A 22,018-nucleotide genomic window follows, 5' to 3' on the forward strand; every position below is an offset into this window, starting at 1 on the left:
TTATTGGTTTTCAAGTTAATAGTCGTTTTAACTGCGCTTTTAAGTAAAAGCCGTATTCAAATTTCAATTAACTATTCGTAATGGGCTGACTTTACTTTGCCAGCTGTAACTCTACAATGTCTACATTCATTTTTTCTAATTGTGGTCGAATAACTTGACCGTCGCCAACAACAATCCATTGCATCGGTTGGCTTAATTCTTTTGCTGCAATGGCATTTAATTGTTCAAGCGTGATGGTATTAATTATTTCATTCTGTTGTTCGCTGTAGTTTTCTGATAAATTAAATTGCAATATTTGCCTTAAAAAACCACTTTTTTTACTAGGCGTTTCATAACTTAATGCTTCATTTTGTGAGATCGCTTGGCGCATAAAATTTACCTCACTAAGCGTTAACCCCTGGTGTTGATAGTTATCTAATTCTTGTTTTATTTCCATCATCGCATCATAAGTGTGCTCTTTTTTTACGCTAGCACCTGCGGTAAATAAGCCAAGTGTTTTACCTGCTGAAAAGTAGCTCGATGCGCCGTAGGTATAGCCTTTATCTTCGCGTAAATTTAAGTTTATTCGGCTATTAAAGGCACTGCCCAGTGGGTAATTCATTAACGTCGCTTTAAAGTGTTGCCCAGTTGCATCATAACGCATTGCTTGACGGCTATAGTTTATCACTGATTGGCTCGCGCCGGGTAAATCAACAAAATATAGTTTGTCGGGGGTGACTAAAGGAAAGGCGCCATAACGGGGTAATGAATAGTCAGCGCCCTGCCAGGCCTTTAAATAGGCTAACTTAGGTAATATTTCCTGTTTGCTGATATCACCAACAATCACCAAACTAGCATGTTTAGGCGAAAAGTACTGTTTATAAAAATTTTTAACATCTGCCAAGCTAATCGCTGACACGGTTTGTATGGTTCCCTCATTAGGCAAACCAACTCTATTGTTCGCGCTATAGGTAACTTGCTTTAAAGCCCTGTTAGCTAAGGTACGAGCATCTTTACTGCCTTGTTCTATTGCTTGAATTAATTGGTTTTTAACACGATTAAAGTCACTTTCTTTAAAAGCAGGGTTTAACATCATGTCGGCTAGCAATAGCAAGGTGGCGTCAAGGTTTTTAACTAAAGATTTCACCCGAATGGTGGTGTTTCTTCCTGAAGCACTAACATTAATATCACTCCCTAGTTTTGCCAGTTCATTTGATAACTCTTCTTTAAGGTAATTGGTTGTTCCTTCATTCATTAAACTTGCCGTAAGCACTGCAAGACCTGCTTTTTTTATAGGGTCAAGTAAGGGGCCACCTTCTATACTTAATAGCAAACTTACCGTAGGTGTTTCGCTATTTTTAGTGGCTATTATTTGTAGGCCGTTACTAAAGTTGTCTCGCCATAACTTAGGGACTTCTATGATGGGGTTTGGCCCTGATTTAGGCGTAATAGAGCGGTCAAAGGTGCTGACATTGTGTATAATAGGCGTATCTATTGGTGCGCTTTTAGGTGGGTTATTTATGTCAGGTAAGGTAAAGTTGTCTGCTTTGGCAATTAATTGTTTTTGTCCATTGGGGTAAATAGACAATATTGCTGCCCCTTTGTTTTTTATATAGGTTTGGTAAACTCGCATTACATCGGCTTTGGTTACCTTATTATAACGCGCAACTTGTTGTTCGCTATAATTAGCCTTACCTAAAATTGTTTGGTAATGCGCTAACGTTGACACTTTACCCGAAACGCTTTGTAAGCCATATATTGTTTCGGTTTCTATGCTTACTTTTGTTTTTACTAAGTCATCGTCATTAACACCGCGGGCTTCAAATTCAAGTAAGGTGTCGTTAATTACTTGTTCAATTTTTGCTAATGCTAGCCCTTGTTGTGGGTTTGGTAAGGCATAAAAGTTCATTTGACAGGCCAACTCTTTACAAGGATGGCTTGCACCAGCTTGTACAGCAATACCCGACTTCACTAAGTTTTTATAAAGTAACGAGGTGGGGCCGTTACCAATTATATTTGAAAACACATCTAATGCGGCTTCATCTTCATGCATACCATAAACTGTTGGAAAACTAATATAAAGTAACGGTAGTGACACATTGTCATTAAATGAATAGTACCGGTTATCACTTAGCGTTATTAACTGTTTGGGGATATTATCAACGTGAGGGCCTGCTTTTAAGTCACCAAAGTATTTTTTTATCCATGCTAAGGTTTGGGCTTCATTAATATCACCGCCAATGGTTAATACTGCATTGTTTGGCCCATACCAGCGGCTAAAGAATGCTTTTAAGTCAGTGACACTGCCCCGGTCAAGGTCTGGTAAATAACCAATAACAGGCCAAGAATACGGGTGTTCTCTTGGGTACATCATTTGGTTTATTGTTTCACTTAATCGGCCATAGGGACGGTTATCAACATTTTGCCCCCGTTCATTTTTAACTGTGGCGCGTTGCACTTCAAACTTTTCGGCTGTGATTGTTTCCAGTAAAAAGCCCATGCGATCAGATTCAAGCCAGAGCATTTTTTCTAATTGGTTATTCGGCACTGTTTGGTAATAGTTCGTTCTGTCTGCATTGGTTGTACCGTTTAAATCCCCGCCACTTTGGGTGACAATTTTAAAGTGTTGTTCATCAGCAACATTTTTTGAGCCTTGAAACATCATGTGTTCAAAAAAGTGAGCAAAGCCTGATTTACCTAACTGCTCCCTTGCCGAGCCCACATGGTAGGTAACATCAACATGCACTAAGGGGTCTGAATTGTCTTGGTGTAAAATAACAGTGAGACCATTGTCTAACTTATATTTTTTAAAAGGTATCGTTAAATGCGCGTCTGTCGCCACAACGGTTTCAACCAGTTTAATTCCTGCTGGTAAACTTGCTTGTGTTGTTGTGTTGGAACGATGAACTTGATTAGCTCCTTGATTAGTGCAAGAAAACAATAATGTACTCGCTAGCACCGCCGTGGCTACGCTAGATAAAACCGGTATTGATAGACATTGTTTTAGTCGCGCCAAAAATATGTTTTTCAAAATAACATCCTGGTTAAAAAATAAAAGTGAGAATAAAAAATTGATTTATCATAACAATAAATTTTAATAAAAAAGTTGTTCTTTGTTAAATCAATCGCTAAAACAAGCATTGAAACACACTAAAGCAAACAGTTATAGCGTTAGTGAGTGACGAATTTGTTACAGAAAGTCTTATCAAACGTTGTTCATTTCTGTGGCCTAGCCTAAACAACTATTGCGCTTATAAAGAATGATAAAAAACAATCGCGATAGCACTGGGGCAAATAAATTTAGTATACCAAGGCCAAATCTTCCAAAACAGACTATGTTCAACGGTGTTATTACCTTGTTTGATTTCTGCCAAAATACCACTTCGTTGCCATATCCAGCCAACAAAAACACAACAAAGCATGGCAATTAATGGTTGCCCATAAACGGTTGAAATAGCAATCACCAAACCAAACAGTTGATTAAAGTTAAGCACGATTATTGTACTTAATATAAAGATGCCAAAACCCACCAAGGTCGTCGCTTTCTTTCGTTCCATATTATGGCGCTCCACAGCAAAAGAGACCGGGCCTTCTAACATTGAAATAGACGAAGTTAACGCGGCAATAGACATAAGAACAAAGAAACCAAAGGCAACAAAGAAACCAATTGCGCCCATGCTATTAAACAAGGTTGGCAGTACTTCAAATACTAAATTAGGGCCTGATATTAAGCTGCCGTCGTCACTATAAATAGCTACCCCTTGAGACTGAGCTACATACATTGAAGGAATAATCAATAACCCGGCAAGAAACGCGATAGACACATCAATTAACGTGACTTGTGCACCTAGCGACACTAAATTTTCATTTTTTGCAATATAAGAGCCATAAATGATCATAACACTGGTGCCCAGTGATAAAGAAAAGAAAGCCTGCCCAAGGGCGCTGATCAATAAATCGGGTTCAAATATTTTAGTAATATCTGGCTTTAAATAAGCGTCAAACCCTGCTTGCGCACCTTCTAAAGTAAAAACATAAATAATTAATAAGATCAATAAACCAATTAACATTGGCATTAAGCGCTTAGACCATTTTTCAATGCCGTTTTCAACACCGCGGCGAATAATGGCAACGGTAAGCAACATAAATACCCCTGTTAAGATTAAGTTTCTAGTGATAGATTGCGAGATTAGCCAGTTTGATGCGTTAGTTAAATTTAACAGTGACGTGATTGGCTCAATTGAATGCGAGATCATCCAGCCGGCAATAATGCCATAAAAACTTAATATAAGTGCCGCACAAATAACGCCACCAAAACCGACAATAAAAGCAAAACGTTTTTGCCATAAAGTACGTGACATTTTTTGCATTGAGGTTACGGCATTGGCTTGGCCATAACGGCCGATCAGTAATTCAGCCATAAAGGCCGGATAAGCTAAGCAAAAAGCTAAAATTAAATAGACTAATACAAAGGCTGCACCACCATTACTTGCCGTTTGTGTTGGAAACCCCCAAATATTACCTAACCCAACAGCAGAGCCTGCCGCGGCCAAAATAAAACCTAACCTTGAACTGAAGCCGCCTCTTACCTTATCCATTCATAACTCTCATTTATTACTCTCTTGACTAGTTTAACCAGCGACCTTAATTTACTGTGGTATTTTATTGTTTTTTAAAGCTTATACAAGGCTTAGTAACGAGTTTAGTATACTTTACCCTAATTATGCGTTAATTCACCCCTCGTTATATAATCTACTTAAAAGTGAGCCAAATAAATAGTGTTATTCCAACTTGATTAAATAAGTCGCCAACATTGGCAAAACATTGTTAGAATATAAATTATACACAAGCACTGTTAAGGCCTTTCAGTTTTGAAGTATTTATTCACAACTATTGCATTTTTACTGTTTTCTTTTTTTATATTCTCTTTTTCCGTTGTTGCTGTTCATCCGCCTTCTACTGAGCAGCCCACGAACCAATCAAGGGCAACACAAAGAACATTACCGCTGTCAGAATACTTCTCTCAAACATGGAACACGCATGATGGCCTGCCTCATAATGGCATTAATGCGATAGCACAAACTAGTGACGGCTACCTTTGGATAGGCACTTGGGAAGGTTTAGCACGTTTTAACGGTAGGGAATTTAAAATATTTACGCGAGGTTCTACAACAGGCCTTCCTGATGCAGCCATTAAAAGTTTAACAGCAACCCAAACGGGGAAATTATTAGTTGCTGGCGCCCGTGGCGGCTTGTCAGAGCGCTATCAAAACCAGTGGACGCCAGCGCCTTTAGCTAGCACCATGGTCAACCACGCAATTTACGATAGCGATGACAACCTATGGTTAGCACTCGAAGGACAAGGCTTAATTTACCGCAAAAAAGACTCAGCGCAAGACATGGTTATTATCAATAATATGCGTGCATATAAAGTAGTGCAAGATAATCAAGGCACTATATGGGTGGCAACTAACGAGGGCTTGTTTTCAGTAAAAAATAAAACGCTTGTTCGCCACTTTGGCCAACAGTATGGTTTACCTAATGCGCCAGTACAGGCACTGATGTTAACGCACGACAACAAACTCATTGTTGGTACTCAGCAAGGCGTTTATCAACAACAGAATGGTTTTTTTCAGCCCTTACACCCAGATTTGCTTAACGAAAGCGCCAACAGTTTATTGCAAGATGTTAATCATAATATATGGGTTGGCACCGACAATCATGGCTTATACCGCCTCAGTGATAATAAATTAGAACATTTAGATGATAAACATGGTTTACCCAATAATAAAATTCTTTCTCTCTACCAAGACCAAGAAGACAGTATTTGGGTGGGCACCAGCAGCGGTTTATTTCGTTTAAGAGAAGCGCCTTTTATTACCTTAACAACCGAGCAAGGTTTGTCTGGCAACTATATTCGTAGTGTCTTATCTCACTCTGACGGGAGTTTATGGGTTGGCAGTAGTAAAGGGCTTAATAAAATACTTAATAATAAGATCACACCAGTTGAAGTTGAAGCGGCAGGTAAGCAAATTTCCGTACTGAGCTTAGCACAAACCCCTGACAAGCGCGTTTTGGTTGGCACCTATAATCAAGGTTTATATGTCACAACGCCAAATGGGCTAAGGCAGTTGATGACCACAAAAGATGGCTTACCAAGTAACGAGGTAAGAAGTATTTTAATTGATGCTGTAGACAACCTTTGGGTAGGAACCGCCGCTGGTTTAGTTAAAGTAGCGCCTGATAACACCCTCACACTGCTAAATAAACAAAGTGGCTTACCAGCAAGTTTCATTATGGCCCTAACCAAAGATAAATACGGTACCGTTTGGATTGGCACCGGCGATGGTATCGCCTCCTACGATAAGGGAGTAATACAAAATTATCGACTTAATGATCAATTTGATGCCGAATATGCTTTTGGCTTTTATACCGAAGGGGACTCCCTTTGGATGGCAACCGACAGAGGTCTTATTCATCTTGACCTCAGCTCGAATAAAATGAGCGCAGTAACTAAAGAAAATGGTTTACCTATTGATAAAATCTTTCAAGTGGTTGCTGACAACAACAATACTTTTTGGTTAACCAGCAACCGCGGTATAATTAGTATTTCGCGAACAGAAATTGATAATGTCATTCAAGGTAAAAGTAGCCAGGTCGATAATAAATTATTTGCTGATGGTTATGGCTTACTTAGTTCGCAAGCTAATGGTGGTTCTACGCCTGCCGCCACTCTTCATAACGATGGCAGTGTTTGGGTTGCTACCGCTAAAGGCGTTAGCCATATAAACCATGAAAGGTTAATGCGCATGGCTGAAACAACCATTCCTGTGGTTATTGACCAAATTGAAGTCGACGGGCAAGTCTACCCCACCGTGTCTGCTCTGACCTTACCCGAAGGCGCGTCTCGTATTACTATTCATTTTGCCGGTTTAGGGTATTTAATGTCGAAGTATATCGAATACCAAACGCAATTAGTTGGCTTTGATGAGCATTGGCAAAATAAAAAGAATCAAACCTTTACTGAGTTTACTAATTTACCACCGGGTGAGTATACCTTTCAAATGCGGGCGAAATACCCGAATGGTCAATGGCAAGAAAACATTGCCAGTGTCGACTTTATTATTCCACCGTTTTATTACCAAACCACGTTATTTAAAGTAGCAATTGCTATCAGTATAGGTTTTATTCTATTTATCTTATACCACTACCGTGTAATATCAATTAAGCGTAACCAAGCAAACCTGCAAGCGCTTATTGCCCAACAAACCATTGAACTACAAAAACAAGCCGAGTTATTTTCTTATCAGGCTAATCATGACCAATTAACGGGTTTGTTTAACCGTCGCGCTTTTGATGAATGGTGTATTGAAGATTTTGCCAAAGCTAACGCTGAACATAAAACACTCTCGCTTGCCATTTTAGACATAGATCATTTTAAAGACGTAAACGATGAGCACTCGCACCTGGTTGGTGATCAGGTTATTAAAAAGATAGCTGAAATCCTGCAAGGAGTCGTTGAAAGCTATTCATGCCAAGCCAAGCTTGCACGCTGGGGCGGCGAGGAGTTTACTCTATTAATTGACCATGACGTAGAAAAAGCATATGACTTTTGTGAATTACTCAGAGTTAGTATTAAAAGTTATGACTTTTCAGCTATCGCTGCGGATCTTAACATTACTGTCAGTATTGGTTTAACTGACAATAAAGAAGTGACTGAGTATGAGAAAATGTTGAGCCATGCAGACCACGCATTGTATTTTACTAAGCACAATGGCCGTGACATGGTAAAAATTTACCAAGCTGATGATAGCAGCAGTAATAAAGAGGTAAGCAAACGTATCGAGAAGGTGACTCGAGCAACAACAAGAGACGATAATAAAGCGTAAACTAATTACGTTATATGGGTAAGCGTTGGTGGTAAATTGACGGTTAGGTTATAAAAATAACAGCATTAACATAGTGCAATATTAATGCTGTTATTGATTTTATAACTACTGATACGAATAGGTTAATAGTCGTAAACAATGTGTAACGTAAAAATAAAAGCTTATTCTACTTCTGGGCGCATATGCGGGAACAAAATAACATCTTTAATGGTTGGTGAGTCGCTCAGTAACATCACTAAACGGTCAATTCCTATGCCCTCGCCCGCCGTTGGTGGTAAACCATATTCTAAGGCGCGTATATAATCTTCGTCAAAATGCATCGCTTCATCGTCACCAGCATCTTTCTCTTCTACTTGTTTTTTAAAGCGTGCTGCTTGGTCTTCAGCATCATTTAACTCAGAGAAACCGTTAGCTAATTCACGTCCGGCAACAAAAAATTCAAAACGGTCAGTAACAAATGGGTTTTTGTCATTACGACGCGCTAATGGTGAAACTTCCCATGGGTATTCGGTAATAAAAGTGGGTTGATCTAATAAATGTTCAGCCACTTCTTCAAAAATTTCACAGATGTATTTACCTGGTCCCCAAACTTTAGCCGCATCTCCCTCTTTCACACCAACCGCTTTTGCCATTGCTTTAATTGCAGCAAAATTATTTTCAGGGTCACGTAATGCGGCTTCATTAATTTGATGCTTTTCTTCACTATACTTAATGATCGCATCAACCATAGATAAACGTTGGAATGGTTGTCCAAAGTCGTAGAATTTTTCTTCAACCACTTCACCGTCTGCATTTTTAACGGTATTACGCACCATGGTAGTGCCAAGTACGCTTTGCGCAACCGAACGTAACATCTCTTCTGTTAAGTTCATTAAGTCATTATAGTCAGCATAGGCTTGGTAGAATTCAATCATGGTGAATTCTGGATTATGACGCGTTGATAAGCCTTCATTACGAAAGTTACGATTAATTTCAAAAACACGCTCAAAACCGCCAACCACTAAACGTTTTAAGTAAAGCTCTGGCGCTATCCTTAAGTACATGTCGATATCAAGGGCATTATGATGCGTTTGAAAAGGTTTAGCCGTTGCACCACCAGGGATAACTTGTAACATTGGCGTTTCAACTTCCATGAAATCACGCGCAACTAAGAAGCTGCGAATGCCTTCAACAATTTTGGTGCGCAATTTAAAGGTATTGCGCGTATCTTCATTGATGATCAAGTCAACATAACGTTGACGGTATTTCATTTCTTGATCAGATAAACCATGAAACTTTTCAGGTAACGGACGTAACGATTTTGTCAATAATTGGTAGTGATCCATATTTACGTATAGATCCCCCTTGCCTGACTTATTTAACACGCCACGTACGCCAACAATATCACCTATATCTAGGCTCCCAGTTTTTTCTCTGATCTCTTTTTGTACTGTTTTATCAGCGTAAGCTTGAATGCGCCCCGACATGTCTTGCAGTACTAAAAATGGGCCGCGCTTAGCCATAACTCGACCTGCAATAGCATAAGTTACCTGTAATTCTGCTAACGCTTCTTTAGTTTTTTCGCCATGCTCTGCTTGAATGTCAGCCGCGAAATGTTCACGGTTAAAATCATTAGGAAAGCCATTAGCGCTACAATTTGAGCGGGTTTTTTCTAGCTTTATACGACGTTCAGCAATCAGTTTGTTTTCGTCTTGGGCTAACGTTTGGCTATCTTTTGCATTGTCAGTCATTATGTTTCTCATTACGTGTATGTAAATTAATCTTTGATTTTAAATTAAATATTAAGTTAAAATCGTCGTTACAGGCCAGATTTTAAGCTGGCCTCTAAAAATTTGTCTAAATCACCATCTAGAACGGCCTGCGTATTTCTGTTTTCAATACCAGTTCTTAAATCTTTAATGCGGCTGTCATCTAATACATAAGAGCGAATTTGACTGCCCCACCCAATATCAGACTTTCCGTCTTCAAGCACTTGCTTGTCTTCATTTTGCTTTTGCAGCTCTAGCTCAAATAACTTAGCTTTTAATAGCTTCATTGCACTAGCACGGTTTTTATGTTGCGAGCGATCACTTTGACATTGTACTACAGCGCCTGTTGGAATATGCGTTAAGCGAATGGCAGAGTCAGTTTTATTTACATGTTGACCACCGGCACCAGATGCACGGTAAGTGTCTACTCGTAAATCTGCTGGGTTAATATCAATTTCAATGTTGTCACCTATTTCAGGGTAAATAAAGGCTGAGGCAAATGAAGTATGACGACGGCCACTCGAGTCAAATGGCGATTTTCTTACCAAACGGTGTACGCCAGTTTCAGTACGAAGCCAGCCATACGCATATTCACCGCTGTACTTTATGGTACAGCCTTTAATGCCGGCGACATCACCACCGGTAACTTCAACGATTTCAGTTTTAAAACCGTGCGCTTCGCCCCAGCGCAAGTACATACGCATTAGCATTTCAGCCCAGTCTTGTGCTTCAGTACCGCCTGAGCCCGATTGAATATCCAAATAACAATTGTTAGCATCTTGTTCGCCACTAAACATACGACGAAATTCTAGCTTGGCTAAAATCGCATCTAATACATCTACTTCAGTTTGCGCATCATCAAAGGTTTCTTGATCTTCTTCTTCTAGCGCAAGCGCGACTAACTCTTCAATATCGTCACAGCCGGTTTCAAGCTCCACAATAGTATTCACCACTGCTTCCAATGAACTGCGCTCTTTACCCAGTGCTTGCGCACGTTCAGGCTCATTCCAAATATCGGGCAATTCTAATTCTCGTGTAACTTCAACTAAACGCTCTGCTTTAACGTCATAGTCAAAGGTACCCCCGAAGCAAGTCTGCTCGTTCGCGGATTTCTTTTAATTTATTGATTATCGGATTAACTTCAAACATAAGTTTTTTGAACCGGTCCTTCACGCCATACGATAAGCTTGGTATTGCTTATTTTAACGGCCTAAACAGTAAAAAATAGTGGCGCATTGTAGCGTAAAAAGATGCGTAAATAAACGACTAAAAGGTGCTGTTTTAAGACTTTAATTGAGTTAACAATCTGTTGTTAGCATGATGTTTTCAACCATTAACTGGACGGTTCGCTTACCACGAAATTCATTAACGTCGAGTTTATAGGCTAAATGCACTTGTTTTGCTTGCGGGTTTGGCCAAGCTTTAATGTCAACATTAAAGGCGATACCGTCAAACACTTCTCCTTCCTTTTCTACCACTAATTTAAGGTGTTTTTCGCCAACAATACGTTGCTGCACTAAAGAAAACACACCGTCGAACAAGGGCTCTGGAAAGTTTTGCCCCCAAGGACCTGCTGCTCTTAATTGCTCTGCAAAGGCTAACGTTAAGTCTTTAGTGCTTAATTCACCATCAGATAAAATAATGCGTTCTAAGTCTTCCGCCTTAAGCCATTGCTTTGCCAAGGTGTTAAACACCTGCTGAAACTTAGCAAAGTTATGCTGATAAATCGATAACCCGGCTGCCATCGCATGGCCTCCAAACTTTAAAATAAGGCCCGGATTTTGGCTGTCGATATGCTCTAATAAATCACGAATATGTAAACCGGGAATAGAGCGTGCTGAGCCTTTTATTTCTTGTTGCTCAGTAGTGGTTTGCTCGGTTTCTTTGCCTTTAGCAAAAACAATACATGGCCGGTGATACTTTTCTTTTAAACGGCCAGCAACAATGCCAATAACGCCTTGGTGCCAGTCTTCTTGATAAAGGGCAATGGCACTAGGTAAGTTATGCTCTGCAAAGTTTAATGAAGTAAATATACGCTCAGCTTCTAGTTGCATGCCCTGCTCAATTTCTCTACGTGCTTTATTTAAAGCATCTAACTCAGCAGCCATTGCCCTTGCACTCATTAAGTCTGGCGCGAGTAAACAGTTAATACCATAAGACATATCATCTAAACGTCCAGCGGCATTTATTCTTGGCCCCAGTGCAAAGCCAAAGTCTGAGGCAACTAATGATTGTTGGTTTTTATTTGCTACTTCAATTAAAGCTTGAATGCCCGGACGCGTTTGCCCTGCGCGAATACGCTTTAACCCTTGCTCAACTAAAATGCGGTTATTACTATCAAGGGAAACTACATCAGCAACCGTCCCTAGCGCAACTAAATCGAGTAATTGGGCAATGTTAGGCTCATCAATTTGTTGGCTGACAAAGTAGCCTTTTTCTCTAAGATAACTGCGCAGTGCTAACATGACATAAAAAGCCACGCCAACACCAGCAAGTGATTTACTGGGAAATAAGCAGCCCACTTGGTTTGGGTTTACAATAGCATCTGCGTTGGGTAACTCATGCCCAGGTAAATGATGGTCGGTCACAATTACTTTTAAACCTAAGGCCTTCGCACGATTAACACCAGCAACACAGCTGATGCCGTTATCAACCGTGATAAGCATTTTTGCCCCTTGACTGGCGGCAATATCTACAATTTCCGGTGTTAAACCGTAACCATATTCAAAGCGGTTAGGCACTAAAAACGAATGATGAGTACTGCCCATTAACGACAGGGCAACCATCATTAAGGCGGTACTGGTTGCGCCATCGGCATCAAAGTCGCCCACTATAACAATTGGGGTTTTACTAAGCAGCGCTTGATATAATAAAGCGCTGGCAGCATCTAAGCCTTTTAATGCTTGGCCATTCCCTTGTTCAACATTTATTCCTTGTAAGTTAGCAACCTTTAAATCAAGTTGCTGCGCAGACTCAACTCCGCGACAAGCATAAATTTGTTTAATAATGGGCGGTAAAGTATCAGGTAAGTGCTCATCATTGGCATGCTCACGGCGGATGATTTTTTTCATACAGACAACTCTTTAGCCAATACGACAAATTAAATACTTTTTAACAGTCGCTCTAACTGTTTTGGCTCTTGGTAACCTGGTATTAACATGCCATTTGATAAAATAAGTGCTGGGGTACCATTAACACCAATTTGACGGCCAAAATTTAATTGTGCTTCAATCGGCTTGTCACAAACACGGTAAGCAACATTTTGACTATTTTTTGCCTTGGTCATTGCCTCTTCGGGGTTTTCATTACACCATACTGAACGCAAATCTTTAAAGCCCTGCGTATAATTACCCACTTGGTCTTTAACACCACCACGTGGGAATGCTAGATAACGAAAGGTAATGCCAAGCTCATTGTATTCATCCATTTGTTTGTGCATTTTACGACAATAACCACACGTAATATCAGTAAATGCGGTGACAACATATTTCTCATTTTTTGCTTTAAACGTGATCATATCGTCTTTAAAGTTTGCTGCGCCTTCCAAACGTACTTTTGCTAAGCTCGCTTCTGCCAAATCAGTCACTTTATCAACTAAGCTATACACTTTACCTTGAATAAGATAGTCACCATCATAACTGGCATAAAATAGCCCTTGATTAGTCACAAGTAAGGCAATACCTGGCACTGGTGTTTCTTCTACTTTGTCGACCACTAAGCCCACTTTTGCCTGAATTTTTTCTTTGAGATAATCAACATTTAGTTTTTGAGCTACTGACTTAGAAGCGGCATTTGAGGTTGCAGGGTTGTTTGCCACTGCGGGTTGATTTATTGAAAAAAACACACTAGCAGCAACAATTGCGACACCACCAATAACCAATAACTTTTTAAACATACTTTATTTTCCTAAATTATTCTCTTTGAGTAAAAAATCATACCAAATGAGGGTTGTACGTTACATTTAGTATTATATAACAAGCTAGACCGCTTTACTGCCAATGAAATTACAGCCGATAGCACAAGTTTGCAAACAATAAATTGAATTGTACTAAATGCTTTTGTTAAGATCATGGCAATTCACATCTATTCTTACACTTTAGGCAAACTCAATATGAAAATTGGCTTATTCTATGGCTCTACGACTTGCTATACCGAAATAGCAGCCGAGAAAATTCAAGAAACCATAGGCGATGAACTTGTGGTGCTGCATAATATAAAAGATACGCCTTTACTTAACTGCCTTGATTACGACTTTATCATTTTAGGAATTTCCACTTGGGATTATGGTGAAATTCAAGAAGACTGGGAGTCTATTTGGCTTGATATTAACGACCTTGATCTTACTGGTAAAACAGTCGCTTTATATGGGATGGGCGACCAAATAGGTTATACCGAGTGGTTTCAAGATGCACTGGGTATGTTGCATGAACAAGTAATTAGCCAAGGCGCGCAACTTATTGGCTATTGGCCTAATAAAGGGTATGAATTTGCTGCCTCAAAGGCGCTCACTGACGACACACAGCATTTTGTCGGCTTAGCGCTTGATGAAGACAACCAATATCAGCTTAGTGAAGATAGAATTAACCAGTGGTGTGAACAGATATTAGAAGAATATAGCCAAAGCTAAGCGTTAGCATAATAAGATAAGTTAGTTACAGTCAAGCCGAAAACCACTATACTAGCGCCATAGTAATATTAATCTACAAAATTAGTGACAATCATATATGTTTGAGCAATTTGATCTCGACTCTGAATTATTAGCCAATGTTAAAGCGCTTGGTTATAAAAAACCCACATCAATTCAAGCGTTGGTGATTCCCAATGCCATGACAGGTAAAGACATACTTGCTTCTGCGCCAACAGGTACAGGCAAAACGGCGGCATTTTTGTTACCTATCGCCCAACACTTACTTGACTACCCCCGCACTAAACCGGGCTTTCCTCGAGTATTAATTTTAACCCCAACCCGTGAATTAGCCATTCAAATTGGTGATGATTGTGAAAACCTCACTAAGCTAACGAAAATTAAAACAGGGGTGATCACCGGTGGCGTTAATTATGGTAGTCATCATGATATTTTAAACAGTACAACTGATATTTTGGTTGCGACACCGGGGCGCTTATTAGAGTACATAGAAAATGAGCAATTTGATGCCCGCGACATAGAAATATTAGTGCTTGATGAAGCTGATCGCATGTTAGACATGGGCTTTAGCGAAACAATTAACCGCATCGTCGGCGAAGCTCGCTGGCGTAAACAAACCATGCTTTTTTCAGCCACACTCGAAAGTGGTGGTGTTACCCGGTTTGCCAAGGAAGTATTAACTGAGCCTGAGTTTTTAGAATCAGCGCCCTCACGTAAAGAAAAAGCAAAAATACACCAGTGGTTACATCTAGCTGACAGTGCAACACATAAACTCGATTTATTAGTACATACCTTAAAACAAGCAGAGGTAGACCGAGCGGTAGTTTTTGCTAACAAGCGTGAAACTGTGCAGTATTTATCTGGCAAGTTGTATGCGCAAGAATTACCCTGTGTTTGGCTTGAGGGTAAAATGCTACAAGATAAACGTAATCAAGCCATTGAGCGTTTTAAACAAGGTGAAGTAAAGGTATTAGTAGCCACAGACGTTGCTGCACGTGGGTTAGACATTGACGACATTACGCATGTTATCAATTTTGATATGCCACGCAAAGTCGACATTTACATACACAGAATTGGCCGCACCGGTCGTGCTGGCGCAAAAGGAACCGCTATTTCATTAGTTGAAGCGCACGATATGGCCGTTATTGGAAAAATTGAGCGCTACCAAGACGAACGTTTACCACGAAGAGTGATTGACGAGCTTCGCCCTAAAAACAAAGAGGCTAAAGTCGCAAATAAAAAAGCCAAAGTAAAACTCACTAGCGCACAAAAAAAAGCCAAAGCTAAAAAACAATCGAAGAAAAAAGCTAAAAAAAGTAAGCCTAAAACTTAACGTTAAATTTCTAAGCGCTGAGGCTTAAGGCTTAAGCGCAATTAAAAATTTCAACATTTTAACTAGCTAATCGCTCATTACTCAGTACACTAAACTAAGTACATTAAAATACTTAAGTAAGTATTTTACAACGACGTAATAACTTTTATTGCTAGTGATGATGATGAGCCGAAATAATTATAATAAACTAATCGATACCTTTATCAATTATCGACAGACGATAAAGGGGTTTATTAGCCACCTTGTAAAACCTGACGACATAGACGATATTGTGCAAGAAACTTTTGTACGCAGTTACGAAGCTAACTTAACAAAAGAAATTAAATATGTGCGTAGTTATATGCTTAAAACAGCAAAAAATATCGCTTACAACCATAACGCCAAATGGGATAACAAATTTAATGACTCAATAGAGGATTTTGTTGAGTTACCTGTCGAATTAAATAGCAACCACCTTGAAGACGACTATCAGTCTAAAGAGCGTTTTTTAGCGTTTTGTCGGGCGACAGAGCAATTGTCTGGCACTGTACGTAAATGTTTTATTCTAAAAAAAGTGTACGGCCTTAGCCAAAAAGAAATAGCACAATACCTACAATTGAGCGAAAGCACCGTGGAAAAGCATGTCGCGCAAGGTTTATTAAAAAGTTTACAATATATGGAACAAATACGTGCGCAAGAGGGTCAAACCGAAATAGCGAAAACGCCTGCTAGCACCACGAGAAAGCATAAAAAAGTAAACGAGTAGACTATGAGTAATGTAAGGCAATTTCATACGAAAACAAATATTCAAGCGCAAGCCAGCCTGTGGATCAGCCGTATTGATCGCGGCCTTACCTTACCAGAGCAGCAAGCGTTAATTGCTTGGTGTGATCAAAGCATTACCCATTATAATACCTTAATAGAAATGGCCTCATTTTGGGACGATCTGTGTGTCCTTAATGAGTTAAGCAATTTATTTCCGTTAGACAAAGCAAAAAATTCACAAAAAAAACTCTACCCTTTGGCATTAGCAGCAAGTATGGCCATTATTGCTTTACTGACGACTAATGCCTTAATGGATCGTGCTTTCTTACCCTTTATTCCTTCGTTAAATGAGCAGTCTTTAACGCAAAATATAACATTAACAACCGACATTGGAGAACAAAATAATTTTACACTAGCTGATGGTTCTCATATCCAATTAAACACCAACAGTATTGTTAACGTGACTTATACACCGTCGCATCGTCAGCTAACGTTAATACAGGGTGAAGCAAAATTTGATATTGCTAAAGAGCTATCGCGTCCTTTTACCGTTACCTCTGGGCAAAAATCTTTCACGGCATTAGGGACTATTTTTAATGTTAAAAGAAGTCATGCTAATAATATTGAGCTAATGGTAACCGAGGGCAGTGTTTTAATTACTAAAGCGAGTGAAACGCTAGCCGTGATTAAGCAGACTTTATTAAATAGCCAGAACACGACAAGTAAAACTGTGCTACCTGGTATTATAGTGACTTCGGGCGAGAAAACCGTTATAACAAAACAGTCTGCTGGGCCGGTTAAAAAAGTTTCACTAGACCAAATACAACGTGATTTAGCCTGGCAACAAGGCATGCTAATTTTCGATGGTGAACCCCTGGCCAGCGCCCTCACTGAAGTTAGCCGATACACTGCCAGACACTTTAAAATATCTGATGCAAACGTCGCTAATATCAAAGTTTCAGGCTACTTTAAAGCAAATGATATAGACGGCTTGCTAGCTTCCCTTAAAAGTAACTTTAATATCAGTTATGCTAAAAGCGCGAATAACACAATATTACTTACCTTAACTCAATAAAAACACCTAGTGCTATGCACCCTACATGCGCCATTTTTTTACTGGCTATTTAGGATAATTTAGCTTAGTTTATCCTTATCTTGCTTAATGTTAATAAAAACTTAAATAATCGTTAAAATATAATAAGAAACGATAGAGGATTTCTCCTGCCCACTTGTCTATTACTATTGCGTCATTGGCAAAATAGCTTTCGCCAATGTCAACTATCAGTTAAGCCCCTAAAGTTACTAGTAATGTTTGTTATTTGCCTAACAAGTCTCTTATTAGCCTTTCAGGCGGCCGCTGATAGCTTAATGCGCTTTGATATTAACAAACAGCGAGCTGATCAGGCATTAATCTCATTTGCACAAAAGGCGAACCGAACGATTATTTTTTCGTTTGATTTAACTAAACAATACCAAGCAAATAAATTAAAAGGCTATTATTCAGTAAGTTCAGGTCTAAAAAAATTATTACAAGGCTCTGGCTTAATTGCTGTTGTTAATAACTCAGGTCAACTCAGTATTCAAGTTGATAAACACTATAGAGGGATAACAACAATGAAAAATAACACAGTAAAAGCCGCCTTAATACCCATTATATTAGGCGCTGCAAGTCAAACAGCACTTGCGCAAGAGCCAGCACAATTGCAAGAAAGCAGTGTTGAAAAGATATCTATTATTGGTAGTCGAGTTGCCGGGCGCTCTGCTGATGACTTACCCGTACCAGTTGACATTCTGTCTGCTGAGGCACTAGCCAATACAGGGCAAACTGAAGTTGGGAGAATGTTACAAGCGATTGCCCCTTCTTTTAATTTTTCAAGCTCTGCCATTAGTGATGGTACTGATGCGCTTCGCCCTGCTACTTTACGTGGCTTAGGCCCAGATCAAACCTTAGTACTTATTAACGGTAAACGACGCCACCAAGCCAGCTTAATACATATCAATACTTCTGTAGGTCGCGGCACTGCGGGTACCGACATGAACGCCATACCTGCTTCATCAATTAAGCGCATCGAAGTTTTACGTGACGGTGCAGCCGCTCAATACGGCTCTGATGCAATTGCTGGTGTGATAAACATCGTGTTAAATGATGCAAGTGATGGTGGTAAGGTTGCAGTATCTTATGGCGAATATTCAGAAGGTGATGGTGAAACTACCAATGTCGATGTTTCTAAAGGCTTTGCTTTAGGCGATAAGGGCTATTTAAACACAACATTAAATTTTCGTGACCGTGGCTATACTAACAGAGCTGGTTTACATGGCTCTTGTCAATTTTCGGGTTGTACTGAATTGGCCGATGGCAATATGCTATTGGGTGATCCACGTGAAGCAACGGCGACACGCAATACTTTTAGAATTGGTGATGCCGACTCAAATCAGTTTGGTTTAACAGTTAATACCGGTTATGAACTAGGTGATGGGGAATTATATGGTTTTATCACTTATTCAAAACGCGATAACCAATCTGCTGCTTTTTTTCGCCATAATGCCAATACTGGCGGTAACGCACCATTATTAGACGGCGATGCCACTGTGCCAATGGGTTTTTTACCCAAAATAAATTCTGATATTAAAGATGTTTCGTATAACTTTGGTTATCAAACTGAATTTGACAATGGCGCAAGTTTAGATTTTTCTTATACATATGGCCAAAATAACATTGACTATACAACCAGCGATTCAATCAATTCATCTTATGCTAATGCGTTACAATATAATACCGATGGCTCTTACGCCGATATTACACCCGATGCAATACGAAACTCTGTGCCAAGAAAAGCTTATGCTTATGGTTTAGAGCTTGCTTTATCAACATTAAACCTTGATTACACGCAAGATTTTGATTTGTTTTCACTAGCAATGGGTGCTGAAGTTCGTACCGACACTTATAAAATACACCCTGGCGATGAATACTCTTATAAAGACTACGATACCGTTTTAGGGCAAAGTTTATATGCCACTGATACAAGTGCTGGCATACAAGGTTTTGGTGGTATAGGTCCTATTTCGGCGGTAGATGAAACCCGCAACGTTATCTCTTTTTATGCCGACGCTGAAATGGAGGTGACCGAAGACTTTATTGTGAGTGGTGCGGTGCGTTACGATGATTATGACGGTTTTGGTGACAGCACCAACTTTAAGCTGGCCGCTAATTGGTCGTTAACTGAAGATGTTGCTATTCGTGGCGCAATGAGTACAGGGTTTCGTGCGCCGTCAATGCAGCAATTATATTTTAATAATATAAGTACACAGTTTAAAACCAACCCCGATGACCCAACTGGCGATCAAATTGCTGTACAAGTAGGAACTTTTAGAAATGATTCAGCATTAGCGCAGGCTATTGGTATTCCTGACTTAAAAGAAGAAGAATCAACAAACTTAAGCCTAGGTACGGTTATTCAACTTGCGGATAGCATTAATTTAACCATAGATTGGTATTCCATTAACATTGACGACCGTATTGTATTGAGTAATTCTTTGGGGCAAGGCTTATCTTCTGCATTAGACTCTGCATTAGTTGCAGCTGGCGCTGGTGGCGGTCAGTTTTTCTTAAACGGTGCTGACACTGAAACTTCTGGCATCGACATTATCGCCACATGGAATGGTGAAATGTTAGGGGGTGATTTAAATTTAACCTTCGCTGCTAACTTTACTGAAACTGACGTGGTTGATTTGTTCGCCCCAGCTGACAGTGGCTTAGGTGATATTTCTCCTGATAAAATATTTTCAGCGCAAGACATATCCATTATTGAAGAATGGCAACCACAAGACCGTATCAGCTTAAGTGGTCTCTATTCATTGGGTGATTTCACTATCAACTTAGCGTTTAACCGCTACGGTGAATACACAGTAACTGACGGCGGCAAACAAACCTATGGCGCTGAAGTATTAACAGATTTACGCGTTAATTACCAAATGAGCGACAATATATCCTTTAATATTGGTGGTAATAATCTCTTTGATGTTTACCCTGATAAGAATGAAATTGGTAATTCACGTACGGGGACTATTGTTGATGATAATGGTAACGTTATTGTGAATAGTCCAGGCGTATTCACTTACTCTCGCCGCTCTGCACCTTTTGGTTTTAATGGGGCATTTTATTACGCGGGTGTTGAATACAAGTTTTAGTAAAAAACTTAGAGTTTAAGAAAGGTTTAAACCTAACACAACATATAACCGGGTAAAATATAATTTCAAAACCTGAGCCTGGCTCAGGTTTTTTTATTTAAAGCCATTAATAAAAAGAGTTACAACCAGCGTTCTTAAGCTGTTCGTTTAAGGAGAACGGAGCATGGTCAAGGCACATCCTTACCTTAAGGTATGCTACCTTCTTCGCCTACCCTGATGACGTTTTTGGCTCGTGCGGCCTTTTAGCGCTTTATTTCTCGCAGTTTTCTTGCTGTCTGCTCTTTTAGGTGTACTGATTTTAGTTAAATCTGGCTCATAACCCGGTAACCATTGTTGTAATAACCGCTCATCAATAATTTTTTCAATCGCGGTTAATAACCACTCTTCACTGGGCGACATTAACGAAAGCGCTAAGCCACCCTTACCTGCCCTACCCGTACGGCCAATACGGTGCACATAATCTTCTGCAACGTAAGGCAATTCATAATTAACAACATAAGCCAAGTCAACTATGTCAATACCACGTGCAGCAACATCGGTAGCGACCAGCGCCCGCGTTTTTCCTGCTTTAAACTCTAATAATGCTTTATCTCGCGCTCCTTGTGATTTATCACCATGCAGTGACTGAGCCTTAATGCCGTCTTTGCACAGCTCTTTGGCCAGTTCATCTGCGGTTTGTTTGGTGCGAGTAAAAATAAGCACTTGTCGCCAATTTTTAGCACCAATAATATACGAAAGCAATTCGCGCTTTCTGTCGGCATCTACGGTATAGACCAACTGCTCAACACGATCAGCGACGGCTGTATGCTCATCAATAGTAATGACTTGCGGTTCTGTTAATAAGCGTTTGCTGAACTTCATCAGTGAATCGTCAAAGGTGGCAGAAAATAATAAGGTTTGTCTATTTTCTGGTACGTGCACCATGATGCGATCAATCTCCGCTTTAAAACCAAGATCTAATATGCGGTCAGCTTCATCAAACACTAAAAAAGACACATCTGCTAAGCTCAAATGGTTATTAAATAATAAATCTAATAACCGCCCCGGCGTAGCAACGAGTACATCAACGCCTTCCCTGAGAATACTTACCTGCGGCTTAAGACTTACACCACCAAAAACAGCAGCCATTTTAAGGTTGGTATTCGCACTATATTGATTAAAGTTGGTATAAATTTGCTGCACTAATTCCCTTGTGGGAGCAAGCACTAAAGCAGACAAAGTAGTCACCCTGTTAGGTGTTCTGATGAGTTTATCAAGAATAGGCAAGGCAAAGGCAGCGGTTTTGCCTGTCCCCGTTTTTGCCCGAGCCATTACATCGCTACCCGCTAAAATATGGGGTATGGCTTTTATTTGAATATCAGTTGCCTGTGTATATTCAAGTGTTTTTAGGTTGTCTGGTAATGGCTGTATTAGTGGAATACTAGAAAATTTCATATCAATTTAAATAACAAGAGTAAGAGCGCAAGTTTACCAGATTTTACGACAAATATGC

13 protein-coding genes are annotated in these 22,018 nt (G+C 39.7%); 6 read left to right on the forward strand and 7 right to left on the reverse strand.

Annotated elements, in window-relative coordinates:
* Positions 1–91 precede the first annotated feature (91 nt).
* Together AC0UA9_RS03955 and AC0UA9_RS03960 are read right to left on the reverse strand one after the other, a co-directional pair.
* Positions 92–3,001, reverse strand: a complete 2,910-nt coding sequence (locus tag AC0UA9_RS03955; protein ID WP_475657581.1) for a M16 family metallopeptidase — start codon at positions 2,999–3,001, stop codon at positions 92–94.
* Between the two features lie 229 nt (positions 3,002–3,230).
* Positions 3,231–4,577 carry a sodium-dependent transporter gene (locus AC0UA9_RS03960; protein ID WP_475657348.1) on the reverse strand — a complete coding sequence of 449 codons (1,347 nt, stop codon included), beginning with the start codon at positions 4,575–4,577 and terminating at the stop codon, positions 3,231–3,233.
* A gap of 273 nt (positions 4,578–4,850) precedes the next feature.
* Here AC0UA9_RS03960 and AC0UA9_RS03965 point away from each other — a divergent pair, with 273 nt between their 5' ends.
* Complete coding sequence (locus AC0UA9_RS03965; RefSeq protein WP_475657350.1) at positions 4,851–7,868, forward strand: ligand-binding sensor domain-containing protein; 3,018 nt, start codon at positions 4,851–4,853, stop codon at positions 7,866–7,868.
* Between the two features lie 161 nt (positions 7,869–8,029).
* Here the strand turns inward: AC0UA9_RS03965 and lysS are convergent, their stop codons facing one another.
* The 4 genes from lysS to AC0UA9_RS03985 form a co-directional block, all read right to left on the reverse strand.
* Complete coding sequence (gene lysS, locus AC0UA9_RS03970) at positions 8,030–9,598, reverse strand: lysine--tRNA ligase (RefSeq protein ID WP_475657352.1); 1,569 nt, start codon at positions 9,596–9,598, stop codon at positions 8,030–8,032.
* 68 nt (positions 9,599–9,666) lie between these two features.
* A protein-coding gene (gene prfB, locus AC0UA9_RS03975) for a peptide chain release factor 2 (RefSeq protein ID WP_475657354.1) occupies positions 9,667–10,765 on the reverse strand; the annotation gives its coding sequence in 2 pieces (ribosomal slippage) (positions 9,667–10,689 and positions 10,691–10,765; 1,098 coding nt in all).
* Positions 10,766–10,914: 149 nt separating this feature from the next.
* On the reverse strand, positions 10,915–12,687 hold the full coding sequence (gene recJ, locus AC0UA9_RS03980; RefSeq protein ID WP_475657357.1) for a single-stranded-DNA-specific exonuclease RecJ: 1,773 nt from the start codon (positions 12,685–12,687) through the stop codon (positions 10,915–10,917).
* 29 nt (positions 12,688–12,716) lie between these two features.
* Complete coding sequence (locus AC0UA9_RS03985; RefSeq protein WP_475657360.1) at positions 12,717–13,511, reverse strand: thioredoxin fold domain-containing protein; 795 nt, start codon at positions 13,509–13,511, stop codon at positions 12,717–12,719.
* A 216-nt stretch (positions 13,512–13,727) separates the two neighbouring features.
* Here AC0UA9_RS03985 and fldB point away from each other — a divergent pair, with 216 nt between their 5' ends.
* The 5 genes from fldB (at position 13,728) to AC0UA9_RS04010 (ending at position 20,526) form a co-directional block, all read left to right on the forward strand.
* A complete protein-coding gene (fldB, locus tag AC0UA9_RS03990; protein ID WP_475657362.1) occupies positions 13,728–14,243 on the forward strand; it encodes a flavodoxin FldB in 516 nt (171 codons plus the stop codon).
* A gap of 97 nt (positions 14,244–14,340) precedes the next feature.
* Positions 14,341–15,594 (forward strand): ATP-dependent RNA helicase SrmB, encoded by a 1,254-nt coding sequence (gene srmB, locus AC0UA9_RS03995; RefSeq protein WP_475657365.1) that lies wholly within the window; start codon positions 14,341–14,343, stop codon positions 15,592–15,594.
* Positions 15,595–15,757: 163 nt separating this feature from the next.
* The gene (locus tag AC0UA9_RS04000; protein WP_475657367.1) at positions 15,758–16,339 is read left to right on the forward strand and encodes an RNA polymerase sigma factor; all 582 of its coding nucleotides are present in this window, start codon (positions 15,758–15,760) and stop codon (positions 16,337–16,339) included.
* A gap of 3 nt (positions 16,340–16,342) precedes the next feature.
* On the forward strand, positions 16,343–17,413 hold the full coding sequence (locus AC0UA9_RS04005; RefSeq protein WP_475657369.1) for a FecR family protein: 1,071 nt from the start codon (positions 16,343–16,345) through the stop codon (positions 17,411–17,413).
* 233 nt (positions 17,414–17,646) lie between these two features.
* On the forward strand, positions 17,647–20,526 hold the full coding sequence (locus AC0UA9_RS04010; protein ID WP_475657372.1) for a TonB-dependent receptor domain-containing protein: 2,880 nt from the start codon (positions 17,647–17,649) through the stop codon (positions 20,524–20,526).
* A gap of 195 nt (positions 20,527–20,721) precedes the next feature.
* On the opposite strand, the gene AC0UA9_RS04015 is transcribed toward AC0UA9_RS04010, so the two are convergent.
* The gene (locus AC0UA9_RS04015) at positions 20,722–21,960 is read right to left on the reverse strand and encodes a DEAD/DEAH box helicase (RefSeq protein ID WP_475657375.1); all 1,239 of its coding nucleotides are present in this window, start codon (positions 21,958–21,960) and stop codon (positions 20,722–20,724) included.
* Positions 21,961–22,018 lie beyond the last annotated feature (58 nt).

It is taken from the genome of Colwellia sp. F1, from assembly GCF_056238625.1.